Here is a 26,414-nt window from a genome sequence, read left to right on the forward strand (position 1 = left end):
GCAAAGTGTATTGCCTTTAATAGAATCTACTCATTTTCATTAATACTAATAACGGGGTTATCTGAAAATAGATAGTGATCTCGTTTTGTTTCAAAATCTTCGCTAGCAGCATCAAATAACATTTTTTTTGTGTTCTCTAGATGTTGCCACATGGCTAACTTAGCCGCTTTGGGATCACGATTAATTAGCGCATCTAATATTTTGTCATGTTCATCCCACCAGCTTTCAATGTCTTGTTGTTGTACATGTTCATGAAGTTTTTTCCATAATGGGTTTAATGTTCTTTGTTGCCAAGCTTCTTGAACGATGGTAATTAAAGCGGTATTCCGTGTGATCATGGCAATCTGTGTATGGAATTTTAGATCCCAATCAGAATCACGATAATGATCTTCTTTTTTAGCATTATGTTGAATTTCTAATAATTTGACGATGTCGTCTTTAGTAATTTGTGTTGCTGCAAATTCGGCAATGTTACTTTCAATAAGTTGTCGGGCTTGCAATAATTCAAAAGGCCCTGTCGTAGAAAAATTTAATCCTTTCTGTGAGGTTAGAATATTGGTCTGTAAACTATTTGCTATAACATGAATTCCAGAGCCTTTTCTTGCATCAACATAACCTTCAACTTCAAGCATAATAATAGCTTCACGGACAACTGAACGACTTACTTTTAGTTCTTCACATATCAATCTTTCAGATGGTAATTTGCTTCCTACTGGATAAATGCCGTCAATAATTCGGTTTTTAAGTTCAGTTGCGATAACTTGATAAAGTCTTTGATACTCGTGCTGTTCTTGGGTCATGATGAATTTTGCATAAATCCTTTAAGTTTTTTTAGACTTTTAAAATAACATCTAATTGCTTCAAATTAAATAATGTTGTTCCAATTTTTTTAATTAAATTTTTTAGTTACAAACTTTTTAGTTTAAAAAATATCCCTTTAATTATTAGGGATATAGTTCATTTTTGTGATGTATGTCAACTTTTTTAGTTGTCAGGCATGTTATTATGCGCCAAAATATCTATATATTTAGGAGCAATTAAAGATGTACAAAACGATAAAAAACCTACGATGGTATATGATAGCACTAGTCACTGTAGGCACAATTCTTGGTTATCTTACGCGAAATTCGATAGCGGTAGCCGCCCCGGTTCTTAATGAAGTAATGGGATTAACAACGCAGCAATATTCATATGTGGTAGCTTCTTATTCAGCTTGTTATACCATTATGCAACCAGTTGCCGGATATATTTTGGACTTGTTAGGCACGAGAGCGGGATATGCGGTTTTTGCTATTTTGTGGTCAGTATTTTGTGTTAGTACCGCATTTTCAGGTAGTTGGATCGGACTGGCTTTTGCTCGAGGTGCTGTTGGTGCAACAGAAGCCGCAATGATTCCTGCGGGACTTAAAGCGACTAGTGAATGGTTTCCGGCAAAAGAAAGGTCGATCGCGGTTGGTTGGTTTAATTTAGGTTCATCAGTGGGCGCCATGATCGCACCACCATTAGTTGCATGGGCAATTTGGTTCCATAGCTGGCAATGGGCATTTATATTGTGTGGTTTATTAAGTTTTATTTGGGGAATTTTTTGGTTAATCCTTTATCGTCACCCTACAAAACAGAAACGTCTTTCTGAAGAAGAGAAAAAATATATTTTATCTGGTCAAGAAGCAAGTCATCAAACTTCAAATAATGAAAAATTACCAGCGAGTAAAATTTTAACCAGCCGCCGTTTTTGGGGAATTGCTTTACCAAGATTTTTAGCAGAGCCTGCATGGGGTACCTTTAATGCGTGGATTCCATTATTCATGTTCACAGCTTATGGTTTTGATTTGAAACAAATCGCTATTTTTGCTTGGATGCCAATGCTTTTTGCTGATGTTGGATGTGTTCTTGGTGGTTATATGTCACCATTTTTCCAAAAACATTTTAAAGTAAGCTTAATTAATTCAAGAAAAATGGTAGTGACGGTTGGTGGTGTGCTTATGATTGCACCTGGTCTGATAGGTCTATTTTCAAGTCCTTATGTTGCTATCTTTTTATTCTGTATTGGTGGTTTTGCTCACCAAGCATTATCAGGAGCATTAATTACTTTATCGTCTGATGTATTTGGCCGTAATGAAGTGGCAACAGCGAATGGATTTACCGGCATGGCTGCATGGCTAGCTAGTACTATTTTTGCACTTATTGTTGGTGCACTTGCTGATACTGTTGGCTTTAGTCCTTTATTTGTAATTTTATCTTGTTTAGATCTTTTAGCTGCCTTAGCGGTTTGGACTATTTTGAAAGAACCATCATCAGATCAAAATTAATCAATAAATTAATAAGATTACAGGATGTATTTTCCTGTAATCTTTTAATAGTTAACTACTATTTATGGAGAATAAAATGAGTTTTTTAACTGAAAACTTTTTACTAGATACCGAATTTTCTCGTCAGCTTTATCATGATTTTGCTGCTGATCAGCCAATTTTTGATTATCACTGCCATTTACCACCGGAACAAATTGCTAAAGATTATCAATTCAAGAATTTATACGATATTTGGTTAAAAGGTGATCATTATAAATGGCGTGCAATGCGTACCAATGGTGTTGCAGAAAAATTCTGTACTGGTACTGATATTAGTGATTTAGACAAATTCAAGGCTTGGGCAGAAACTGTTCCTCATACTATTGGTAATCCTTTATATCATTGGACTCATTTAGAGCTTCGTCGTCCTTTCGGTATTGATAACGTTCTATTATCACCTTCTACAGCAGAGCAAATTTGGAATACTTGTAATGAGATGTTAGCGACTCCAGAGTTTACAGCTCGTAGCATCATGAAAAAAATGAATGTTAAGATGGCAGGTACAACAGATGATCCTATTGATGATTTAGCTCATCATAAAACTATTGCAGAAGATAGTTCATTTGATGTTAAAGTTTTACCAAGCTGGCGTCCAGATAAAGCATTCAATATTGATTCAGAATTCTTTGCGGCATATATGGAAAAACTTTCTGCAGTAGCCGATGTTGAAATTTCATCATTCCAAGCGCTTTGTCAGGCTTTATCAAAACGTATGGATCATTTTGCTGCTCATGGTTGTAAGATTTCTGACCATGCATTAGATACAGTTGTTTATGAAGAAGCTACTGAAAAAGAGTTAGATACCATTTTAACTAAACGTTTATCTGGCGAAGTTTTAACCGCTAAAGAAGTTGCTCAATTTAAAACTGCTGTACTTATTTTCTTAGGTGTTGAATACAACAAACGTGAATGGGTTCAACAATATCATATAGGTGCATTGCGTAATAATAATTCAAGAATGTTTAATTTAATGGGGCCTGATGTTGGGTTCGATTCTATTAATGATTCACCTATTGCTCAACCACTTTCTCGTCTATTAGATGCTCAAGCAAAACAAGATGCATTGCCAAAAACGATTTTGTATTGTTTAAACCCTTCTGATAATGAAATTCTTGGTACGATGATTGGTAACTTCCAAGGAGCAGGTATTCAAGGAAAAATGCAATTTGGTTCAGGATGGTGGTTTAATGATCAAAAAGACGGCATGATTCGTCAAATGACACAGCTTGCTCAACTTGGATTATTAAGCCGTTTTGTTGGTATGTTAACCGATAGTCGTAGTTTCTTATCTTACACTCGCCATGAATATTTTAGACGTATTTTATGTCGAATGATTGGACGCTGGGTTGAAGATGGCGAAGCACCACGTGATATCCAATTATTAGGTCAAATGGTTAAAAATATTAGTTTTGATAATGCTAAAAACTATTTTGGTATTGAACTAAGCTAAAAAGCATTAAGTCGTTGTGATTAGATTAATTAAAGAAGAGTTAGAGTAATGAAAACATTAAACAGAAATGATTTTCCGGGTGCAAAATATACGACACGTGTTGTTCAGTTTGGCGAAGGTAATTTTTTACGTGCATTTTTAGATTGGCAGTTAGATATTCTTAATGAAAAAACTGATCTTGATGCTGGTATTGTTGTGGTTCGTCCGTTAAATACGGACTTCCCACCATCATTAAGTATTCAAGATGGGTTGTATACAACGCTTGTTCGTGGTTTAAATGAACAAAATGAAACAGTGAAAGAGTTTAGATTGATTCGTTCAGTTAATAACGAAATCAATGTATATACTCAATATGATGAATATCTTGAGTTAGCTAAAGATCCGAATATTCAGTTTATTTTTTCAAATACTACCGAAGCTGGTATTAGTTATGTTGAAAGTGACAAATTAACAGATAAACCTGCAACGAGTTATCCAGCAAAATTGACTGCATTTTTATATGAAAGATTTGTTCACTTTGCCGGCAGTAAAGAAAGTGGTTTGATTATTATTCCTTGTGAATTAATTGATTATAACGGCGATGCACTTAAAAAATTAGTACTTAAATATGCGAATCAGTGGAACTTGTCAGACCAATTTATCAATTGGCTTGAAAATGATAATTTATTCTGCTCAACTTTAGTAGATAGAATTGTTCCAGGATACCCAAAAGCACAAATCGCTGAGCTTGAGACTGAATTAGGTTATAAAGATAACTTTATTGATTCAGCGGAATATTTTTATCTATTTGTTATTCAAGGACCGCAATGGCTAGCTGAAAAATTATGCCTTGATAAATGCAATATGAACATCAAAATTGTTGATGATATTAAACCGTATAAAGAGCGTAAAGTAGCTATTTTAAATGGTGCTCATACTGCATTAGTTCCTGTTGCTTATTTATCAGGTATTGATACTGTTGGCGAATCAATGAATGACGCTCAGATTTTATCTTATATAAAAGAAACCATTTTTGATGAAATTATCCCTGTTTTAGATTTACCTCATCAAGAATTGGTTGATTTTGCTCAATCAGTTATTAGTCGTTTTAAAAATCCATTTATTGAACATCAGTTGATGTCAATTGCTTTAAACAGTATGACTAAGTTTAAAACACGTATTCTTCCTCAATTAATTAATTATCAGAAAGAAAAAGGAACATTGCCTAAACATTTGGTGTTCTCTTTTGCTGCATTGATCGCATTTTATCGTGGTGTGCGTAATGGACAAAGTTATCCGTTACAAGATGACGCAATCTGGTTAGAACGCTTCAGTAATAGTTGGGCAGCCATTGCAGAAGGGAAAAGCTCATTAGAGGATTTAATCAAAGTTGTTTTAGGAGATACGGCTCATTGGGAGCATGATCTATTAACTATTCCTCAATTAGCGCAAACGTTAACACAATATTTAACCGTCATAACCGAAGAGGGAATGCGTCAAGCAATTGAAAAATGTGTTAATGGTAGCAAATAACATGAGTGATTCAATGGTTAAATATATAAAAATAAACAATAAAGATAATGTCGGTGTGGCATTATCTGATTTAGAAGCACATGAAGAAAATATCGTCGTTGATGGACAGATAATTGATCTAAAAGATCCTATTAAACAAGGGCATAAATTTGCCCTTATCGATATTGAGCAAGATGAAAATATTATTAAATATGGCTTACCAATTGGTCATGCTACTCGTTTAATTAAAGCTGGAGAGCATATTCATTCTCATAATTTAAAAACCAATTTAAGTGATATTAATGATTACAAATATCAACCTACTTTATCGAAAAATGATCTGTTACATGAGATTGCCGATAAGGAAGTACAAATTTATCGACGTAAAAATGGTGAAGTTGGTATTCGTAATGAACTCTGGATTATTCCAACTGTAACTTGTATAAACGGGATAGCAGAACAAATTGTTAAACAGTTTTGTGATGAGTTAAATAATCAATTAGAAATTGATGGTATAACTGTACTTGAACATCCTTATGGCTGCTCTCAGCTTGGACAAGATCATCAAAATACTAAGACAATTTTACAAAATTTAGTTAAACATCCTAATGCTGGTGCTGTATTGGTCATCGGACTTGGTTGTGAAAATAATCAGGTTTCAGAATTTAAGGCTAGTTTAGGTGAATATGATGAATCTCGAGTTAGATTTTTAATCGCTCAGCAAGAAACCGATGAAGTTGAATCAGCATTGGTTCATTTAAGAGAACTTTATGCCATTATGAAGCAGGATAAACGTGAAGTAGGGCATTTAAGTGAATTGAAATTTGGATTGGAGTGTGGTGGTTCTGATGGTTTTTCAGGTATTACAGCTAATCCAATGCTTGGTCTGTTTTCTGATTATGTTATTGCTCATGGTGGAACAAGTGTTCTTACTGAAGTACCAGAAATGTTTGGTGCTGAGAACATTTTGATGTCACATTGTATTGATGAGTCGACTTTCGACAAGACTGTACACATGATCAATGATTTTAAACAATATTTTATTTCAAATAATCAACCAATCTATGAAAACCCTTCTCCTGGGAATAAGGCTGGTGGCATTACAACTTTAGAGGAAAAATCTTTAGGTTGTACGCAAAAAGCGGGTGGTAGTGAAGTTATTGATGTTCTTAAATACGGTGAAATGTTAACTAGACATGGATTAAATTTACTAAGCGCACCTGGTAATGATGCAGTAGCTACTGGTGCTTTATCAGCAGCTGGATGTCATATGGTGCTTTTCACCACAGGAAGAGGCACTCCATACGGCGGCATTGTGCCAACAGTCAAAATTGCGACTAATACACAATTAGCTGATAAGAAAGCCAATTGGATCGATTTTAATGCCGGTAAACTTATACAAGGAGTTTCTATGCAATCTTTGTTGATAGAGTTTATTGACTATATCGTTCTTATTGCTAGCGGGAAAAAAACTCGTAACGAAATTAACAACTTTAGAAATTTAGCCATTTTGAAAAGTGGCGTAACTCTATAGATAAAAATCCAAGAATAAATATCCACGTCATTAAGTCCTTCGGGACTTGATGCGAGGGATCGTTTTTTTTAAATATTATAGGTATCTTTTATGAGTAAGGAAAAAAAGAATAAAATTACATGGTTAGTAAGATTTTCTTATGGCAGTGGTAATTTAATTGGTAGTGGTGCATTAGCAATTAGTGGTGCTTGGCTTCTCTATTTTTATACCACTTTTTGTGGATTAAGTGTGGTGCAAGCTGCGTTGATTTTTTCCATCGCTACTTATTTGGATGTCATACTGAATCCATTGATGGGCTTTATTACAGATAATTTCTATCAAACTAAAATAGGGCAACGCTTTGGGCGACGTCGATTTTTTATTTTGATTGGTATTCCGTTAATGGTCATTTATCCTATGTTATGGATTGATGGTATGGGATTTTGGTATTACTTAGTAACATATATTTTATTTGAGATTATTTATACCAGCATCATGATTCCATTTAATACGTTACCTGTAGAAATGACATCTAACTTTTCAGAACGTACTTATTTAACTGGTTCAAAAGCAATGTTTGGTAAAGTAGCTAATTTCTTAGGTGCGGCAATACCTGGCGTATTCTTTTATTTCTATAGTAAGGAATCAGCAACTCCATTTTTATTAACTGGGATCACATATGCCTCTATCATGATGTTAGCTTTGATTTTGCTTTATTGTAATAGTTGGGAAAAACCTAAAGAAGAAGTAAAAGATGAATCTGTACATAGCTTTTTTGAAGCAATTAAAAAGCTTTTTATCGATATCTTGTCAACATTCCGTGTTAAAACTTTTAGAACGCATTTAGGAATGTATCTATTTGGATTTGGTGCTGAATGGTTATTTACAGCGGTATTTACCTATTTCATCGTATTTAGTTTAGGTGAACCTCGTTCATTTGTTGCTTCAATGAATTCATTAAGTAGTATTTGTCAGTTGGTTTCAACCGCATTTTTTATGATGTATTGTGCTAAGAAGGGCTTCAAAAAACCATTTATTATCGCATTACTCATCGTTATTTCATCGATGATTGGTTATGTCGGTATTTATTACTTTAATCTGCCTCATATCACTTGGATTGTAGTGGGTATTACAATTTGGTTTGGTTTGGGTACTGGTGGTGTTTACTATATTCCTTGGAGTGTATATGTATTCTTAGCTGATGTAGATGAGGTTGTAACTAATCGACGTCGTGAAGGGGTATATGCAGGAGCTATGACCATGGCAGGTAAACTAGTTCGTGCTTCAATTGTTTTTGTGCTTGGTATGATATTAAGTGCTTATGGCTTTGAATCGAAATCACATATACAGCCACAAAGCGCAATTGATGCTATTAATGGTATTATTTTATACGGCGTTGTAGGAATGGCATTAATTGGGGCATTTTTTGCTTGGAGAATGAAGCTCGATCACTCTACCCATTCTATTATTATCAATGAAGTTGCTCGCATTCGACAAGGTGGCAAAATGGAAGATGTTACGCCTGAAACACGAAAAGTGGTTGAGGAATTATCTGGTATCGCTTACGAAAAATGTTTTGGCAATAATAACATTGGATTTAAGCAAAAAGAGACCACAACTAATTAAAGAAAAATATTTATTAGGATCAGTATGCTGATCCTGTAACCTAAAGCTGCAAACATTAGAGTAAATTAAAAGGTTTGTAATAATATAAAGGATAAACTCATGACGACTGTATCTGTAACAGATTTTGGCGCTATTGGTGACGGAAAATCAATAAATACTCAAGCTTTTGAAAAAGCAATTCAACATATCGATCAACTAGGTGGTGGAACGTTAATTGTTCCTGTTGGTACCTATTTTACTGGGGCAATTAAACTTTGTAGCAACATAACGTTTGTTATTGAGCAAGGAGCGACTTTATTATTTTCTGATGATGCTAAAGATTATCCTGTTGTTAATTCTCGTTGGGAAGGCGTTAAACAGGATGTGTATATGCCTTGTATATATGGCCAACATATTGAAAATGTGGTTATAACTGGAAATGGTAAAATTGATGGTAATGGTCAAAAATGGTGGCATACATTCCGTCATGATCGAAGCAATCTTAAATATCCAAGACCTTATTTAATTGGTTTTGATTTTTGTGAACGAGTTACGATTGAAAAAGTTTTTCTAACTCAATCACCTAGCTGGACTGTTCATCCGATGGAATCAAATAATGTCGTTGTCGATAATATTTCAATTCTTAATCCAGCTGATTCACCGAATACCGATGGTATTAACCCTGAATCATGTCGTAATGTGAGAATTTCAAATTGTTATATTGATGTTGGCGATGATTGTATTGCAATAAAAGCAGGCACTGAAGAAACAGCCGAAAAAAGTCCATGTGAGAATATTTTAATTACTAATTGTAATATGATTCATGGTCATGGTGCGGTGGTTCTTGGTAGTGAGATGAGTGGTTGCATTCGTAATGTAACTATTACAAATTGTGTATTCCAAAAAACCGATCGAGGTGTAAGATTCAAAACTCGTCGAGGTCGAGGAGGAACTATTTCTGATATCACATTTAGTAATATTGTAATGGATGAAGTTTTATCGGCATTTGTTATGAACTACTATTATTATTGTGGTCCAAAAGGAAATGATCCAATTGTTTGGAATAAAGATGCTCTACCCGTTAATGAGTTTACACCAGCATGCCACAATATTAGCTTTTCAAACATTATTGCTAAAAATGTTCGTGCTTATGCCGGCTTTTTATATGGTATTCCAGAATCTCCTATTTCTAATATCTCTTTTGATAATATCCGTGTTTCAATGCAACAAAATGCCCAAGCAGGCGAGGTTGATATGTTTAAAGATGTCAAACCGGAGGCTGGTAAAGGGTTCTTTATTGAGAATGCGAATAGTATTTTGTTTAATAATGTGATTATTGATAATGTACTAAGTGATCCACTTTGTATTAAAAATAGTAATGACGTGCATGTAACACAATCTTTTGTTAAACAAAATGGTCAATTATTTGGACTTAAAACTGAATAATGTGTTTGAAAATAACCGCTAAGTAGCGGTTATTTTTTATTGATGAATATTAATTCAATATGACCTTATTTTATACATTACTTTGATAAGAAAAAATTATTTTTATCAAAATGTTGTTATATTTTATGATTATTTTATTTTTCCAAATTTGGACTTTTCAAGAAAAATTATTCAGTTACTCCATTTTTAAATATTGATAGGTCACGAAATTCATTTATTTCATTACAGGTTTGTTTACCGTTTGCAAGCTGCACAATTAAATTAATAAATTGCTCTAAAAGTTTCTCCATCGGTGTTCCATTAACTAATTGCCCCGCATCAAAATCGATCCAGTGTTTCTTTTTTTGGGCAAGTGTTGAGTTAGTTGAAATTTTTACAGTTGGTACAACGCCACCATATGGGGTGCCTCTTCCGGTTGAAAATAATACCATTTGACAACCAGAAGCAGCTAATGCACCTGTAGCAACTGCGTCATTTCCCGGAGCTGATAATAAATTTAAACCTGATTTTTGGAGTCTTTCACCGTATTCTAATACATCAATAACATTACTATTACCTGCTTTTTGGGTGCAGCCCAATGATTTGTCTTCAAGTGTTGTAATTCCTCCTGCTTTATTACCTGGAGAAGGATTTTCGTAAATAGGTTGATTATATGTCATAAAATATCTTTTAAAATTGTTAACCATATTTACTGTTTTTTCAAAAATTTGTGAATTAATACAATGAGACATTAGGATTGTTTCTGCTCCAAACATTTCGGGAACTTCGGTTAAAACGCTAGTTCCGCCATTGGCAATTACATAATCAGAAAACTTGCCTAATAATGGGTTTGCTGTGATGCCAGATAATCCATCGGATCCCCCACACTCAAGTCCAAATTTAAGTTCACTAAGCTTACCAGTTTGGCGACGATCTAATTTCATTACTTGATATATTTCGAGTAAATACTTCACACCTTGTTGAATCTCATCTTCCACTTCTTGTGAAATCATAAAACGGACTCGCTCATGATCATATTCACCAAGGCTTTCTTTAAATGCTGAGAGTTGATTATTTTCACATCCTAAACCAATAACTAATACTCCACCAGCATTAGGATGTTTGACCATATCTTGTAATATAGTTTTAGTTGTTTGATGATCTGCTCCTAATTGCGAACAACCATAGGGATGTGAAAGTAGATGGACACCATCAAAAAAAGCGTGATCTAACTCAATGTCTTTCGCTATTTCTGATAAAAATCGTTTACGAATTTGTTCCGCGATACCATTAACGCAACTAACGGTTGGGATAATCCAAAGTTCATTACGAATACCAACATCACCATTTTTTCGGCGATAAAGATTCACATCTCTATCCGGTAGTGATGATGAAATATGACTAGCAACAGGTTCATATTGATACTCATCAAGCTCACCAAGATTGGTTTTAACATTATGAGTATGTACGTGTTCACCAACTTGAATAGCTTGCGATGCATGACCAATGGGAAAACCATATTTAATGATGTTTTCACCTTGTAAAATCGGTTTAATCGCTATTTTATGACCTGAAGGAATTTCTTGTAAAACAGTAATTTGTTGATTATCTTTTAATAGCTCACTATTTATTTTATCGCCTGGGTATAATGTTTCTAATGCAATAATAACATTATCGTTACCATTGATTTTAATTATTTTTTTCATGAACTCTTTCCTAAAAATACACTTTCCGCTACTTGTTAGTAGCGGAATAATTGAGAGATAATTATTTAGTTAACCTATCTTTATTACTGATTTAAGTCGATTACTTGGATCATCTCGCATTTCTTTAAAAGCATTTTCGGCATTATTCAATTCGTATATGTCGGTAATGATTTTTTTAACATCACATTTTCCAGAACTAACTAAATCAATCAATTCGATAAAGTCTTTTTTTAGTGCATTACGTGAACCAAAAATATCTAACTCTTTAGTTTGAATTTGTGTAAAAGCAAAATCTAATTTTTGTTTACTTACTCCAACTAGACCTACACGACCACGGTAAGCTGCTGCATCAATACAATTTTGGAAAGTTTGTGGTAATCCAACGCATTCGATACAAACATCAAAACCATCACCTTGGGTAATCTCTTTTACTCTTTCTTCAAAATTCTCTTTATCTGTTCTGATAACACCTTTTGCACCTAATGATAATGCTTTATCTAATCTTGATTGCATGACGTCACTTACATATACGTCAGCCTCTTTTAATACTGCAGCCATGACTGCAAATAAACCAATAGGTCCTGCACCAACGACTAATACTTTATCGCCTTTTTTTACTGACGTTCGTTGAATTGAATGATAGCTAATACAAAATGGTTCAATCATTGATAGCGTTAATGCATCTAATCCTTTACCATCATAAATACGTTCAATTGGCATACTATAATATTCTCTGAAAATACCATCACGTTGTGCGCCAAGAGTTTGATTGCCAGTACAGCAGTTAACAAAACCGCGTCGACAAGAATAACATTTACCACAGTTAAAATAAGGATTGGCGGTAACAATCATTCCTTTTTTGATACCGTAATCATTTTCATCTATTTCAACCACTTCGGCTGAAAATTCATGACCAGGGATTCGTGGATAGCTTGCATAAAGAAAAGTTCCTTTATACGTTCCCATGTCAGAACCGCAAATACCACCATATAATACTTTTAGGATTGCTTCACCTTTTTGTAAGGTTGGTTTTTCCATTTCTTTGACTTCAACTTTTCCTGGTTCTGGAATAACAATATATTTCATTTTAGTCATATGTTTGACTCCTGCTGTTTAGTTGTTTGGAATATAATTTTTAATATCTTGAGCTAAAATGTTTTCCAGATTTTTAGTCACTAAATCAGTTAATCCGGTAACATTATTGAGATCTTGTCCCCAATGATCAGTCATTTTTAATACGTTAGAGACGAGTGTTTTTACGTCGTTTTGATAAAGTGGTTGCCACTCTTTAAACTTCTCTAGTAAATGAGCATCATCAGTTAATGAAATAGCTTGACCTTGGTATTGGCCACGATAAAAAGCAATAAGAGCAGCTAAGGAAAACGAAATATACTTTGGTGGTTTGTTAAATCGTTGACTATATGTTAGTAATTGTGGCAGTAGTCGAGTTTTAAATTTTGTTAATGAATTTAATGAAATTGACATTAACTCGTGTTTAATGAATGGATTTCTAAAGCGTTTTAAAACCTCATCGGCAAATTGTACTAATTGTTCTTTGTCTAAAGATAAAGTTGGAATCACCTCTTGATTAATTAAATTTTTAACGAATGTTTCAATCTGCGGATCATCCATGCTTTCGCCAACGGTTTTCAACCCAGCAAGGTAAGCAACAGGCACCATCGCAGTATGAGCACCATTTAAAATACCTACTTTTCTTTCTTTATAAGGTTTAATATCATCAACAACTAAAATATTTAGGTCGACTTGATCTAATTTTAATTTCTGTTTTAACCATTGTGGACCTTGAATAACAAACAGATAAAAATACTCAGCTGTATCTAAAAAACGATCTTGATAACCAAGTTGTTGTTCAAGTTGTATTGCTTCATCTTTTGGATAGCCTGTCACAATACGGTCAACTAAAGTTGAGCAAAAGGTATTACACTCATTGATCCATATTGTAAAATCATGATCTAATTGCCATAATTTAGCATATTCCAGAACCAATTCTTTCAGTTTTTCTCCATTATAATCAATAAGTTCACATGGAATGATAATCAAGCCTTTATCTTTTTGGCCTTTAAAAAATTTAAAACGATGGTGTAAAAAGCAGGTTAATTTTGCAGGAAAAGTTGCTGGAGGTAGATCTGTAGCTTTATCTTTATCACTAAATGCAATACCTGCTTCAGTAGTATTTGAAAAAATAAATTCCAACTCAGGATTTTCAGCACAAGCTAAATAGGATTGATAGTCTTGATATATTAGTATTTCTCGATTAACCGAATAAATAATTCGCGGTGTAGCAATTGTGCAACCTTGTTCATTCAGTCCCCGAATAATAGTCGTGTAAAGTCCATCTTGTTCATTGATAGATGGTTGATGTGTATCAATAGGTCTAACAATAGTAACACCACTATTGAAATTTGTTTTTTCATTTAGATTATCAATAATCCAATCTATAAATGCTCTTAAAAAATTTCCTTCACCAAATTGAAGTATTTTTTCAGGGTAAATTGGACCAGGAAAGTTGGATCTATTTAATTGTTTTGTCATATGATTGTTCTCTTTAATTATTGGTAGTAAGTAAAGAGAACTATAGAAGAAGATAAAAAGTAGTATGTTTTTTTTTTGTAGTTTCGTGTTGAATATATAATTTTTTTGTTTTTTATCTGTTTTTTATTGCTAATGCGCGTCCAATTGACTCTTGCATTGACCTTTTAGCTGTATTTAAATGACGACACAACGCTGCAATGGCGAGTGGTTCGTTTTTTTGTAGAATTGCAGTTAATATTGCAATATGTTCTGATACAGCAATACTGTTTCTTTCTTTAAGATCACTACTGTCCCACTGGTAATGGAAATGAAATATAACGGAAATTAAATCAAATGATTGTAAAAAAAAACGATTTTCTTTACACGATAAAATGAGTTCATGGAAATCACGGTCAAGTGTTGAAAAAAGTTTATATTCATCTTGTATATTTTGTTGAAGAATTTTGTGCCGTTGTAGTAACTCTCGTGCTTTTATCCAATTAATATGATTGTCAGATTGGGCCATAAATGCTTTTAGTGCAAAAATTTCTAAAACACTTCTAAATTCATATAGTTTTTCGGCATAGTTTTTATCGAATGTAGCTAACTCCCATTCTCCTTTTTTAACATTATCAATAAGTCCATAATGTAAAAAACGTAGTAGAAACTCACGAACCACAATGGGACTAACGTTAATTTCTTTTGCGAGTTGAATTTCATTAAAATGATCACCTGGTAATAATTTTTTGCTATTAATTAAGTGGTAAAAATAAGTTTCAACTTTTTTATCTTGTATAGATCTTTTTTCGAAAATACAGGCAATTTTATCCTTTTGCGTTGGTTCACGTGCTAAATGGTATTGATTATTATCAAACAGTAAAATGCCTATTTGACATAAATAGTTTAATACTGCGCGAATGGTTGTTCGACTAACATTGAAAGCTTCTGCTAGAATTGAAATAGAAGGTAAAGGAAAAGATAATATATTATTGTTGATGCAATCAATAAATTGATTAATAGTATTTTGTCTTAATGTTTGACTTCTACTCATCTTACGTTTCTCAGTAATTTAATTATAACAAACTAACTTGTTGAAAATTCTATCAAAGTTTTTGATAGAATTTTCTAACGAAATTTATAGTTATTAAATAGATGGATTCGCTGTAATAGGTTTGATATCTTTTAATACAAGTAAGTATACAAGTGCACCAATAGCACAAGCACAACCAGAAACGACTAGGGCATACATAAATGAACCTGTTGCACCAATAATATATCCCGTTACGATTGGACCTAAAATACCACCACAATTTGAGACAGTATTTTGGATGCCGCCTAAGACAGACGTCATATTTCGTGGAGCAATATCGCCAGGAAGACACCAAATGGCTGAGCCAGAAAAAGCAAGCCCAATATATGAAATACAAAGTAGCATCATCATTACAGTAATTGAATCAACTAACCCAGCAAGCGAAATGGAAGTCGCAATTAACATTCCACCGACTAAATTTATTTTTCTAGCTAGATTAATATTATTGGTTTTAATGTAGATGAAATCAGTTAACCATCCACCAATCCATTGACCAATTATGCCGCATAATGGTGGTAGCATAGCTAAAAATCCCATTTCGGTTAAACTTAAACCGCGTTCTTTCATTAAATAAGTTGGAAACCAAGTGATGAAAAAATAAACAGCATAGTTAAGCATGAAAAAGCCTATACACATCGCTATCACATTACGGTATTTTAGTAATTGATACCATTTCATTGGTTGTACTTTATCGATTCCTTCTTTTTTTATTTGGCCGTCACGGATATATTTCAATTCTGTAGGACTTATACTAGGATGTTGTTCAGGATCTTGATAAACACATAACCACCAAATAACCCAAACAAGACCTAATGCACCACAAATGAAAAATGCTGCATGCCATCCTAATGAAGCTATAATCCAAACCACAAGTGGCATAGCAAATGCTGTACCAAATCGAGAGCCACTATCAAATAAAGCTGTTACACGACCTCGTTCTCTATCGGGAAACCATTTCGCGGTAATGCCTCCGTTACAAGGATATGCAGCAGCTTCACCAATTCCCATAAATACACGAGCAAAGATGAAACCGATAGGGGAGGTTGCTAGTGCTGTTGCACCCGTTGCTAACGACCACCAAGTCACTGAACCTGCGAGTGTTTTCCTTTGACCAAAACGATCAGCAATAAAGCCAGCAGGAATTTGACAAAGAGCATAACTTAAGAAAAACGCTGACATTATCCAGCCCATTGCTTCAGGAGAAATATTTAAATCAGTAGCAATAATTGGAGCAGCAGCGGACATTACTGTTCTATCCAAATAATTAATTACAATAGCAAATAACATCAGTATGGCTATATGGAATCGAATACGACTATTTTTTTTAGGCATAAAAAAACCTCTTTTTATAAATTATTTAATAATATATTCATTTAGTTATCTTAATTTAATATTGAAACTTTTAATTAAGGTAATAAGTGAATAAGTAACTTCTATTTCATTCAAACGGCATATTGATAGTAGTGAAAAAATTCATTCAGATAAGGAATTGTTTGTTTGATTGTGGTAGGGATAATATTTTTCTGTTTTTTATTTGTTTTTAATCTTTAATGCCATTTCTTATTGAACATCATCATTACCTATTAAAATAATTTTGATGTAGATCACATTTATCTAATAAAGCCGTTAAAGCTAAATTTTTAGCTATTCATACTCAAAACAGTGCTTAACTCTTTATAGGATAAATTATGACAAGTGCATTTTATAAAAAACCAACTTATTGGTTTGCTTCGTTTTATAGCATTATGTATTACGCGGCGGGTAGTTTTGTTTTTTCTTTTTATGCAATATGGCTTAGTAAAGAGATTGGTTTAACAGCAAAACAGACGGGTATTATCTATTCTTTTAACTATTTTATTTCGTTAATTATCATGATTATTTATGGTGTTTATCAAGATAAATTAGTCTTAAAAAAACATCTAATTTGGTTTCAAAGTGTCATCATAACATGTGCTGCACCTGCATTAATCTATGTTTACGAGCCACTTTTAAGACATAATTTTTATGTTGGTGTTATCTTTGGCAGTTTCTTCTTAGGTTTTGGTTGGGTTGCCGGTATGGGCTTGATCGATTCTTACTGTGAAAAAATCAGCCGTGCTTTCGATTTTGAATTTGGACAATGCCGGACTTGGGGCTGTATTGCTTACGCAGTGGGTACCTTTATCGCTGGTATTTTAATTAGTATCAATCCTCATCTTAACTTTTGGGCTGCTTCAGTGGTCGGTATCTGTTTTATGATACTCAATCTGAATTTCAAACCAGATTTAAGTAAATCATCGGCAGCAGTATTTCAGAAGAAAGATAAACTAAGTTTTAATGAAATTGTTTCAGTCTTTGGACTGAAAAAGTTTTGGATATTTGTTGTTTATGTACTTGGTACTTATAGCTTGTACAACATTTATGACCAACAATTATTTCCTGTCTTTTTTACTCAGCAATTTACCGATGTAAATGATGGTTATCGTTTATATGGTATTTTAAATTCATTTCAAGTCTTTTTAGAAGCAGCTGTTATGTTTTGTGTGCCATTCGTGGTTAACAAAGTTGGTGCAAAAAATGCATTAATCTTTGCTGCATTCATATCTGCAACTCGAATATTTTTAACTGGCCATGTGGAAAGTATTGCAATTATTTCCGTAATCAAACTTATGCACTGTTTAGAGATCTCAACTATTTTAGTCTCAGTATTTAAATATATTGATAACAATTTCAATGCACGCTTGTCAGCTACAGTATTTTTGATCGGTTATCAAGTAGCCGGTTCAGTAGGCGTAATATTATTTTCTACCTTTGTCGGTAATTTTTATGACACTGAAGGTGCTGCTACTACGTTTAATTATTTAGGCTTAGTTGTTTTAGGCTTCATGATATTTGCTATGGCCTTCTTAAGTCGTGATAGAAAGTCAGACAAAATTGAAAATGAAAGTAATTAAGCAAACAAGATTTATATTTTAATTAATAATATTTGTTAAAACTTATTAAGGACACAAAATGAATATATTTGATTCAGTAACACAGTTTCACTTCGAACAAACAAGAACTATTTCACCTGAAAATTTGACTGGTGAAAAGGGTAAATCGTGTATGAAAGCTAGTGCTTTAGGTCCATGTAGAAAAGGACAAGGTTTTATATCCATTCCTGCTGGTGAAAAAGTGACTATTGCTGAAATTACTGGCCCAGGGGAAATTCGTCATATGTGGTTTACTTTAACTGATAAAACACATCGTGGAAGCTTTGTATTACGTGATGTTGTGATTCGAATTTATTGGGATGATGAAACAGTTCCTTCAGTGGAAAGCCCTATTGGTGACTTTTTCTGTAATGGTTTTGGCGCGAGATGTGATATTAATTCTATGCCAATAGTGGTTAATCCAACAGGTGGTTTTAATAGTTATTTTAGAATGCCATTTAATAAAAAAGCTAGAGTTGAAATTCACAATGAACATGAAGCTGATTTGCAACATTTCTTCTTTGCTATTAATTATGCGTTGATGCCAAAACCATTTGAAAATCCACTTTACTTTCATGCTCAATGGCGTCGTCAACGTGTAACTAATCATGCACAAGATTATGTCATATTAGATAACGTTCAAGGTTATGGTTATTATGTAGGTACTTACTTAGCCCTTACAGCTTTAGAGCGTTATTGGTGGGGAGAAGGGGAGTTTAAATTCTATCTTGATGATGATAGCGATTATCCAACACAACATTCAACTGGTTCAGAAGATTACTTTGGTGGAGCTTGGGCATTCCATAACCGTGATAGCCAAGGTCGTCCAAAAGCGAAATGTTTCCAAACAATGTTTATGGGATATCCATATCAAACAAACCGTGATGCAACTCGTGACTTTTTCCAAACTGGAGATTCTAATCCAGTACATGGTTTTGGTGATGATGGTTTGCCTTCACATGGTTTATATCGTTGGCATCTTCCAGATCCAATTGCATTTCACAAAAATATCAAATTAGCGTTTCAACAAATCGGTAATGATGATATAAGACTATATGAACGTTGTGATGATATTGCGAGTGTTGCTTATTGGTATCAAAGTCCATCGGTGAACCACAATCCAGTGTTCCCGAATAAACAACAACGTACTCCACGTTAGTATTAAGGTGATCTATGGCGAGTAATAAACTAAAAATTAATGATATTGCTCGTTTGGCTGGCGTGTCGGCAACGACCGTCAGTCATATATTTAACAAACGAGATAAAAAATATCGTATTTCTCCACAAACTCGGCAAAGAGTCTTATCGATCGCGGAGAAATATAGCGATCAACCCCATATTCGTCAATATTTGGTGAAAGCTAACAGCACCAATACGATTGGTGTTATTGTCCCCGATATGTCAAATTCATTTTTTTCTATGTTTTTGCATCATCTTGAATCATCTTTTCGGCAAAAAAACATCCAATTATTAATTACTTGTAGTCACTATAATAAAGAGGTTGAAATCAAAGTAGCTCAAAACTTAGTAGAGCGAAAAGTTGACGCGATGATCGTTGTAACCTCATTAGACAGTGATAAATTGTATGTAGATATTAATCAAAATACACCGGTACTACTTTTTGACCGTTATCTCAAAGATACCGTGTTACCCTTTATTACAAGTGAATCATTACAGTCTGTAAGTGATTTAATTAAGCCTTATGCAAAGAATTTAGACGAATTTTATTTTATTGGTTGTGATATTCAGTTAACTTCGATATGTGCAAGACTTGAGGGTTTTAGGCGTGGCTTAGAAAGTGTGGGATTAACTGTAAAACCAGAATGGATTGTGAGTGATGATTATTCTCCTAATAAAGGTTTTGAATTACTTAAAGGTGTTCATGAAAGATTAGGCCGAATGCCAAAAGCTATTTTTACACCATCAGGTAATTTATTGGAAGAGGTCTTAGGTTATTTGGTTACAGCTAGAATTGATCCAGAGCAGGTGTATTTGTGTTCTTATGATTACAATAACTATCTTGGCTATACGTATTATCCGATAGATGCTATTGTGCAAGATATCGAAAATATGGCGCTAACCTGTGTAGATGTGGTTGATGATTTGCTAAATTTTAAAGAATTAAAACATCAAGAATTTTTTATTGAGCCACAAATTATACGCCATCGTTGATTTAAACTTTATAATTAGCGATTTGCATTTTTCATTATACGTGCTTTATCAACTTGCCATTGGCGTTCTTTAATATCAGTACGTTTGTCGTATTCTTTTTTACCTTTTGCAACGCCAATTTTTACTTTTGCCCATGCATTTTTCCAATACAATGAAAGTGCAACAACAGTGTAACCTTGACGATTTATTTGCCCAAAAAGCGAGTTCAATTCTCGTTCATTTAGCAGTAATTTTCGTGTGCGTATAGGGTCACACACTACGTGTGTAGAAGCAACACTCAATGGAGTTATAGTTGCACCAAATAGCCATGCTTCGCCATTTTTAAGCAACACATAACTGTCACTGATATTAGCTTTGCCAGCTCGCAGTGATTTAACTTCCCAACCTTGTAGGGATAAACCTGCTTCAATTTCCTCTTCAATAAAGTACTCATGACGCGCACGTTTATTTAATGCAATGGTAGCCGAACCAGGCTTATGTGATTTTTTCTTAGTCATAATGTGCGTTATTATAGAGTTACATGATACTATATGCCACTAATTTTAACTTTTAATTTTTTATTATTATGGCACATGTTTTTCACGAAGTGATCGAGCCTTATTCAATCCAACAAATGTTTGCGTTGGTAAATGATATAGCTAGATACCCTGAGTTTGTTCCTGATTGTATCGCAACTGGGATTATTAGCAAACAAGATAACCTTTTAACTGCATTTATTGAGGTTGAAAAATTGGGATTTAAAAAATCTTTTACCACCATAAATCAGATTAACGAGCCTAATTCAATTGATATGGCATTGATAGATGGTCCATTTAAACATTTAAAGGGGCGATGGGAATTTACTGAAATTGATGAGCAAAAAAGTAAAATCAGCTTAAATTTAAACTTTGAGTTTAATAATAAATTAATGAGTGCTGTTTTTACGCCAATATTTAAGGAGGTGATGACCAACATGGTTAATGCATTTTCTCAAAGAGCAAGGCAGATATATTAATATGATAAATATTCAAGTTGTCTATGCGCTACCTAATCAACCTACGATTATTGATTGCGCAGTTGATGAGCAAACTAATGTCTTGCAAGCCATTACAAAATCCAATATCTTATCAATATGTAAAATTCGATTAGATGAACATCTTGTTGGAATTTATGGAAAACGTTGTGAACTGAATGAACAAGTAAAAGACGGCGATCGTATAGAAATATATCGAGCTTTAATCAATGACCCAAAAGAAATTAGAAGAAAAAAAGCGGCATTGAAAAAGTAACAAATAAAGTGAAGGGAACTTAACTGAATGCATAATATGCTGATTGAGAAAATTGAAACTTTATGCAAAAAACGTGGCATTAAGCTGACAACTCAGCGTAAAACCGTTTTAGATATCATGCTTAAAGCGAATAAAGCTATGAGCGCATATGATCTTTTAGATCTCTTAAAAGTTAGTGAGCCACAAGCAAAACCGCCAACGATTTATCGAGCTCTTGAGTTTCTACTTGAGCAAGGTTTTATTCATAAAGTTGAGTCAACCAATTGCTATATCATTTGCCCTCATTTTCAGGATCCTCAGCATATATCAATCTTATTTATTTGTGATAATTGTCAGCAAATTATCGAAAAACATTCTGAGAATATCGAGTCGCAACTTAAACAACTTGCTAGCCAAAGTCAATTCTTAATAAAGCATAGTGTGCTTGAAATTCATGGAATTTGTCACTCATGTCAACCTTAATCTTTTTTTTATGGTTAATTAATATTGCTTGTGACACGGTAGGGCAGATTGCATTCAAATATGCTGCTATTACTTCTAATGATGAGAAGGGTTTAAATTATTGGCAGAAATTATTTGGTAACATGTGGTTATGGTTAGGTTTTGGAGCTTACTTCATCGGTTTTGTATTTTGGTTGGCTTTTTTGAGTGAAGTTTCTTTGTCTAAAAGCATACTATTAGGCTCTTTTAATATTATTACAGTAATGATTGCTGGGCGTGTTTTATTTAAAGAACATTTAACGCCATTTCGTTTAATTGGTATTTTTTTTATAACTCTTGGGGTAGTACTAGTAGGATTAACTTAATGAAAAAGTTCTATATTATTGGTTTTATTTTACTACTTTTTTTTGATACTTTTGGGCAAACCAGCTTTAAACTTACTGCTATTTCAGCGTTGCCATTTGAACCAGATATTGCTTGGTTGTTAAGAGTTTTTAGTCATGGTTGGGCATATTTAGTTATGATTGGGTATGCAGGTGCATTTATAACATGGATGGTATTATTGCAAAAAGCACCAGTTGGTCCAGCTTTTGCTGCTTCTCACCTACAAGTGGTAACAGTAATGATAGTGTCGGTCATTGCTTTTAACGAACAAATTACCATTTCACGATTATTAGGTGCTTTATCTATTATTGTTGGGATTATCTTTCTTGCGTTGGCTGAACAAAGAATACACAATAAATCTTCGAGTTAAATTATTTTAATGATTTTATAAAATCATTAAATAGCTATTTACGAAGTGATTATTAATTCTAAAATAGAAAACGTGTTTTTATTTCACCTGTTCTCTATCTCGCTCCATCACAATTAGATAGGCTTCACGTTGCCAGAATAAAAATAAGCGACGGATATCTTTTTGCATTGTAATTACGCGCCAGCTTTCTTGGGCAATATTATTTAAAAAAGCGGAAAATTTGTCAGCATTTGAATTAGCTGTACCGAAAACTAATGAAGACAAAGCCCCTTCTTGATAAATGACAACTTTATATTCTTTCATTGTTTTTATAGAGTCTAATTAAAATTAAATAAGGAAATAACTTAGATCTGTTTGTCTAGGTTCTTAAGCATTTCGATAATCGGTCTGTTAGCATCTGGAAATTCATCTGCATTTAGATCTTCCTGATCTATCCAACGGCTTGGTTGTCCTTCTTTTGCAAAAGGAACACCATCCCACTCTTCTACTAGGTAAGCATGAATAGTGATATCACGATCATCATAACTATGTTCAAAAGTTTTTAAAAATTGTGATTGATGAATATGAATATCAACTTCTTCTGCTATTTCACGCTCTAAAGTTTGATAAGGTGTTTCGCCGGCTTCGATTTTTCCCCCAGGAAATTCCCAAAAACCAGCAAGATGAGAGTCTTCACCGCGTTGGGTGATAAAGATTTGGCAATCTTGCGAACGAATGATACCTACAGCAATTTCAGTATGTTTTCTCATGATCCAATTTGTATGTGATTAAAGTTTGGGAAAGCAACTGCTTTCCCATTTGTTTTTTTACCTTAATTGGTTATTTAAACATCAATGATTATTTATCATACTAAATTTTTGATTTAATTAACAGCACCATGACAATGTTTATATTTTTTGCCTGATCCACAAGGACAAGGATCGTTACGTCCAACTTTTGCCTGAGCACGTACAACAGGTTGTTGTGAGTTTGCTGATTGTTCATCATTGCCCATGCCACCCATTGATTCATGATTAGCTTGCTGCTTAGCCATTAATTTTTCGACTTCAGCTTGGCGTTGGCGTTCTGCTTCTTCAACTTCCTCTTGTGAACGAATTTGTACTCGGCTTAATATACCAATTACGTCATATTTCAATGTATCTAACATGCTTGCAAACATGTTGAAAGATTCTCGTTTATATTCTTGTTTAGGATCTTTCTGTGCATAGCCTCGTAAGTGAATACCTTGGCGTAAGTAGTCCATTGCTGCTAAATGTTCTTTCCACAATGTATCAAGTGTTTGCAACATAACACTTTTTTCAAACTGTCTGAAGGCTTCAGAACCCGCAATATTTTCTTTTTCAAGATATTTATTTTGTGCAAGTTGTATAATACGTTCACGTAAAGTTTCTTCATGAAGATTTTGTTCTTCATCAAGCCATTTTGCAATTGGTAAATCTAAATCAAAGTCACTTTTTAATGCTGCTTCAAGTCCAGGAATATCCCACATTTCTTCAATAGATTGTGGTGGAATATATTGATCAATAACAGTGGTAAATACATCTCCATGTATAGAATCAATAGTTTCTTTTATATCTACGTTATCTAATAAATCATTACGTTGGCTATATATAGCTTTACGTTGATCATTTGCAACATCATCATATTCAAGTAATTGTTTACGAATATCGAAATTGCGGCTTTCAACTTTTTTCTGAGCATTAGCAATAGCTTTAGTGATCCATGGATGTTCGATTGCTTCACCTTCTTTCATACCCAATTTACGCATCATGTTACCAACACGCTCTGATGCAAAAATACGCATAAGTGGATCTTCTAATGATAAGTAAAAACGTGAAACACCTGGATCACCTTGACGGCCAGCACGTCCACGTAATTGGTTATCAATACGACGAGATTCATGACGTTCAGTACCTAAAATATAAAGCCCACCAAGTTGAATGACTTCTTCATGTTTAATTTGCCATGCTTGTTTAGCTTTCTGGATATCATCATCAGTTGGATTTTCTAATTTCGCAACTTCACTTTGCCAATTACCACCAAGCATAATATCGGTACCACGACCTGCCATATTTGTTGCAATAGTTACAGCGCCTTTACTACCTGCATCAGCAATAATTTCAGCTTCTTGAGCATGGAATTTAGCATTAAGTACATTATGTTTAATCCCTGCTTTTTTAAATGCATGAGAGACAAGTTCGGATTTCTCAATTGAAGCAGTACCTACTAAGACTGGCTGTCCTCGTTTGACACAATCTTGCACATCAGCAACGATTGCATTAATTTTCTCTTTTTCTGTCATATAGACAAGATCAGGTAAATCTTTCCTAACCATTGGACGGTTGGTTGGAATAACAATGGTATCTAAGCCATAGATTTGATTAAATTCAAAGGCTTCAGTATCAGCTGTACCGGTCATACCAGCTAATTTTTCGTATAAACGGAAATAATTCTGGAAGGTAATAGAAGCTAACGTTTGATTTTCATTTTGAATTTTTACGTGTTCTTTAGCTTCTACTGCTTGATGTAAACCATCCGACCAACGGCGACCATCCATTGTACGGCCTGTATGTTCATCAACTATAATGATTTCATTATCCCTAACAATATAATCTACGTCACGGTGGAATAAATGATGAGCTCGAAGAGCTGCATTGACATGGTGCATCAACACAATATTACTTGGTGCATAAAGTGATTCATCACCTTTCATAATTCCTTGTTTTATTAATAGTTCTTCAACTTTAATTAAACCTCGTTCAGTAAGATTTACTTGGCGTGATTTTTCATCAATTGAGAAATCTCCATCTCCTTGAAATTGCTCTGAATCTTCTTTTTCTTGTTTAATAAGATGAGGGATGATTTTATCAATACTGATATATTTATCTGAACTATCTTCAGCCTGACCTGAGATAATTAATGGAGTTCTTGCTTCATCTATTAAAATTGAGTCAACCTCATCGACTAAAGCATAGTGTAACGGTCGTTGAACACGTGATTCTTTGTTAAACACCATATTATCGCGTAGATAATCAAATCCATATTCATTATTCGTACCATAAGTGATATCAGCATTATAAGCATCACGTTTTATTTCTGGAGGCATGTTAGGTAAATTGATACCAACTGTTAAGCCCAAAAATTCAAATAGAGGGCGGTTATTTTCTGCATCACGCTGAGCTAAATAATCATTAACAGTTACAACATGTACACCTTTACCGGTTAATGCATTTAAATAGGCAGGTAATGTAGCTGTTAATGTTTTACCTTCACCAGTACGCATCTCGGCAATACAGCGCTCATTTAGCACCATGCCCCCAATGAGTTGGACATCAAAATGGCGCATACCAAATACACGCTTACTTGCTTCACGAACTACTGCAAATGCTTCTTCTAATATGTCATCTAACTTAGTACCATTTGCAATCTTCTGCTTAAATTCATTGGTTTTTGCTTTAAGTTCATCATCGGTTAGCGCTTCCATAGATGGTTCAAGAGCATTAATATTTTCAACACGTTTACGCATAGATCTTAGAACGCGTTCATTACGGCTACCAAATACTTTTGTTAATAATTTTAATAACATAACTGTTCTCTTATTCTTTTTTTATAATGGGACTAATAAGGAATAAACCTTATTTAATAAATTAATTTAATTATATAAAAAC

Annotated in this window: 24 protein-coding genes; 14 read left to right on the forward strand and 10 right to left on the reverse strand. The window is 33.8% G+C overall.

Translation table 11 applies throughout. The features are described from left to right. Positions 1–26: 26 nt before the first annotated feature. Positions 27–800, reverse strand: a complete 774-nt coding sequence (gene exuR, locus J3U23_RS06285) for a transcriptional regulator ExuR (protein WP_065734724.1) — start codon at positions 798–800, stop codon at positions 27–29. A gap of 243 nt (positions 801–1,043) precedes the next feature. Between exuR and J3U23_RS06290 the strand changes: the two genes are divergently transcribed. The 6 genes from J3U23_RS06290 (at position 1,044) to J3U23_RS06315 (ending at position 9,853) form a co-directional block, all read left to right on the forward strand. Continuing rightward, a complete protein-coding gene (locus J3U23_RS06290; RefSeq protein WP_065734723.1) occupies positions 1,044–2,309 on the forward strand; it encodes an MFS transporter in 1,266 nt (421 codons plus the stop codon). Between the two features lie 76 nt (positions 2,310–2,385). After that, a complete protein-coding gene (gene uxaC / locus J3U23_RS06295) occupies positions 2,386–3,798 on the forward strand; it encodes a glucuronate isomerase (protein ID WP_065734722.1) in 1,413 nt (470 codons plus the stop codon). A gap of 48 nt (positions 3,799–3,846) precedes the next feature. Next, positions 3,847–5,310, forward strand: a complete 1,464-nt coding sequence (locus J3U23_RS06300) for a tagaturonate reductase (protein ID WP_267338814.1) — start codon at positions 3,847–3,849, stop codon at positions 5,308–5,310. Positions 5,311–5,323: 13 nt separating this feature from the next. Continuing rightward, positions 5,324–6,823 carry a UxaA family hydrolase gene (locus J3U23_RS06305; protein ID WP_065734743.1) on the forward strand — a complete coding sequence of 500 codons (1,500 nt, stop codon included), beginning with the start codon at positions 5,324–5,326 and terminating at the stop codon, positions 6,821–6,823. 90 nt (positions 6,824–6,913) lie between these two features. Continuing rightward, entirely contained in the window at positions 6,914–8,428 is a 1,515-nt protein-coding gene (locus J3U23_RS06310) for an MFS transporter (protein ID WP_267338815.1), read from the forward strand. Positions 8,429–8,527: 99 nt separating this feature from the next. Then, the gene (locus J3U23_RS06315; protein WP_267338816.1) at positions 8,528–9,853 is read left to right on the forward strand and encodes a glycoside hydrolase family 28 protein; all 1,326 of its coding nucleotides are present in this window, start codon (positions 8,528–8,530) and stop codon (positions 9,851–9,853) included. A gap of 167 nt (positions 9,854–10,020) precedes the next feature. Here the strand turns inward: J3U23_RS06315 and J3U23_RS06320 are convergent, their stop codons facing one another. From J3U23_RS06320 to J3U23_RS06340, 5 genes are all read right to left on the reverse strand, one after another. Next, on the reverse strand, positions 10,021–11,538 hold the full coding sequence (locus J3U23_RS06320; RefSeq protein WP_267338817.1) for a UxaA family hydrolase: 1,518 nt from the start codon (positions 11,536–11,538) through the stop codon (positions 10,021–10,023). A gap of 69 nt (positions 11,539–11,607) precedes the next feature. Continuing rightward, a complete protein-coding gene (locus tag J3U23_RS06325) occupies positions 11,608–12,624 on the reverse strand; it encodes a zinc-binding alcohol dehydrogenase family protein (protein WP_065734742.1) in 1,017 nt (338 codons plus the stop codon). Positions 12,625–12,651: 27 nt separating this feature from the next. Next, positions 12,652–14,091, reverse strand: coding sequence for a tagaturonate reductase (locus tag J3U23_RS06330; protein WP_267330435.1), 1,440 nt, complete (start codon positions 14,089–14,091; stop codon positions 12,652–12,654). Between the two features lie 112 nt (positions 14,092–14,203). Then, complete coding sequence (locus J3U23_RS06335) at positions 14,204–15,121, reverse strand: GntR family transcriptional regulator (protein ID WP_267338818.1); 918 nt, start codon at positions 15,119–15,121, stop codon at positions 14,204–14,206. Positions 15,122–15,214: 93 nt separating this feature from the next. After that, positions 15,215–16,492, reverse strand: a complete 1,278-nt coding sequence (locus J3U23_RS06340; RefSeq protein ID WP_267330437.1) for an MFS transporter — start codon at positions 16,490–16,492, stop codon at positions 15,215–15,217. Positions 16,493–16,848: 356 nt separating this feature from the next. Here J3U23_RS06340 and J3U23_RS06345 point away from each other — a divergent pair, with 356 nt between their 5' ends. The 3 genes from J3U23_RS06345 to J3U23_RS06355 are packed head-to-tail and all read left to right on the forward strand — an operon-like array spanning position 16,849 to position 20,283. Next, positions 16,849–18,093, forward strand: a complete 1,245-nt coding sequence (locus J3U23_RS06345; RefSeq protein ID WP_065563662.1) for an oligosaccharide MFS transporter — start codon at positions 16,849–16,851, stop codon at positions 18,091–18,093. Between the two features lie 58 nt (positions 18,094–18,151). Beyond that, a complete protein-coding gene (locus J3U23_RS06350; protein ID WP_065563661.1) occupies positions 18,152–19,270 on the forward strand; it encodes a glycoside hydrolase family 172 protein in 1,119 nt (372 codons plus the stop codon). Between the two features lie 14 nt (positions 19,271–19,284). Further along, positions 19,285–20,283 carry a LacI family DNA-binding transcriptional regulator gene (locus J3U23_RS06355; RefSeq protein WP_267338819.1) on the forward strand — a complete coding sequence of 333 codons (999 nt, stop codon included), beginning with the start codon at positions 19,285–19,287 and terminating at the stop codon, positions 20,281–20,283. Positions 20,284–20,297: 14 nt separating this feature from the next. Here the strand turns inward: J3U23_RS06355 and smpB are convergent, their stop codons facing one another. Continuing rightward, on the reverse strand, positions 20,298–20,780 hold the full coding sequence (smpB, locus tag J3U23_RS06360) for an SsrA-binding protein SmpB (RefSeq protein WP_065563659.1): 483 nt from the start codon (positions 20,778–20,780) through the stop codon (positions 20,298–20,300). A 68-nt stretch (positions 20,781–20,848) separates the two neighbouring features. Between smpB and J3U23_RS06365 the strand changes: the two genes are divergently transcribed. Genes J3U23_RS06365 through J3U23_RS06385 form a run of 5 tightly spaced genes read left to right on the forward strand, consistent with a single transcriptional unit; the run spans position 20,849 to position 22,746 of the window. Beyond that, positions 20,849–21,277, forward strand: coding sequence for a type II toxin-antitoxin system RatA family toxin (locus J3U23_RS06365; protein ID WP_065563658.1), 429 nt, complete (start codon positions 20,849–20,851; stop codon positions 21,275–21,277). 1 nt (position 21,278) lies between these two features. Then, entirely contained in the window at positions 21,279–21,551 is a 273-nt protein-coding gene (locus tag J3U23_RS06370; RefSeq protein ID WP_065563657.1) for an RnfH family protein, read from the forward strand. Between the two features lie 27 nt (positions 21,552–21,578). Further along, positions 21,579–22,013: a zinc uptake transcriptional repressor Zur gene (zur, locus tag J3U23_RS06375; RefSeq protein WP_065734711.1), complete on the forward strand. Its 435-nt coding sequence runs from the start codon at positions 21,579–21,581 to the stop codon at positions 22,011–22,013. Next, positions 22,001–22,357, forward strand: a complete 357-nt coding sequence (locus J3U23_RS06380; RefSeq protein WP_065563655.1) for an EamA family transporter — start codon at positions 22,001–22,003, stop codon at positions 22,355–22,357. The genes zur and J3U23_RS06380 overlap by 13 nt, the downstream gene beginning before the upstream one ends. Next, positions 22,357–22,746, forward strand: a complete 390-nt coding sequence (locus J3U23_RS06385; protein WP_065563654.1) for a DMT family transporter — start codon at positions 22,357–22,359, stop codon at positions 22,744–22,746. The genes J3U23_RS06380 and J3U23_RS06385 overlap by 1 nt, the downstream gene beginning before the upstream one ends. A 78-nt stretch (positions 22,747–22,824) precedes the next feature. On the opposite strand, the gene J3U23_RS06390 is transcribed toward J3U23_RS06385, so the two are convergent. The 3 genes from J3U23_RS06390 to secA form a co-directional block, all read right to left on the reverse strand. Beyond that, the gene (locus J3U23_RS06390) at positions 22,825–23,049 is read right to left on the reverse strand and encodes a DUF4177 domain-containing protein (RefSeq protein WP_267338820.1); all 225 of its coding nucleotides are present in this window, start codon (positions 23,047–23,049) and stop codon (positions 22,825–22,827) included. A gap of 41 nt (positions 23,050–23,090) precedes the next feature. Beyond that, positions 23,091–23,495 carry an 8-oxo-dGTP diphosphatase MutT gene (mutT, locus tag J3U23_RS06395; protein ID WP_065563652.1) on the reverse strand — a complete coding sequence of 135 codons (405 nt, stop codon included), beginning with the start codon at positions 23,493–23,495 and terminating at the stop codon, positions 23,091–23,093. A gap of 113 nt (positions 23,496–23,608) precedes the next feature. After that, positions 23,609–26,332, reverse strand: a complete 2,724-nt coding sequence (gene secA / locus J3U23_RS06400) for a preprotein translocase subunit SecA (RefSeq protein WP_267338821.1) — start codon at positions 26,330–26,332, stop codon at positions 23,609–23,611. Positions 26,333–26,414 lie beyond the last annotated feature (82 nt).

This window comes from Gilliamella sp. B3367 (assembly GCF_026536825.1).
Lineage (GTDB): Bacteria > Pseudomonadota > Gammaproteobacteria > Enterobacterales > Orbaceae > Gilliamella > Gilliamella apicola_E.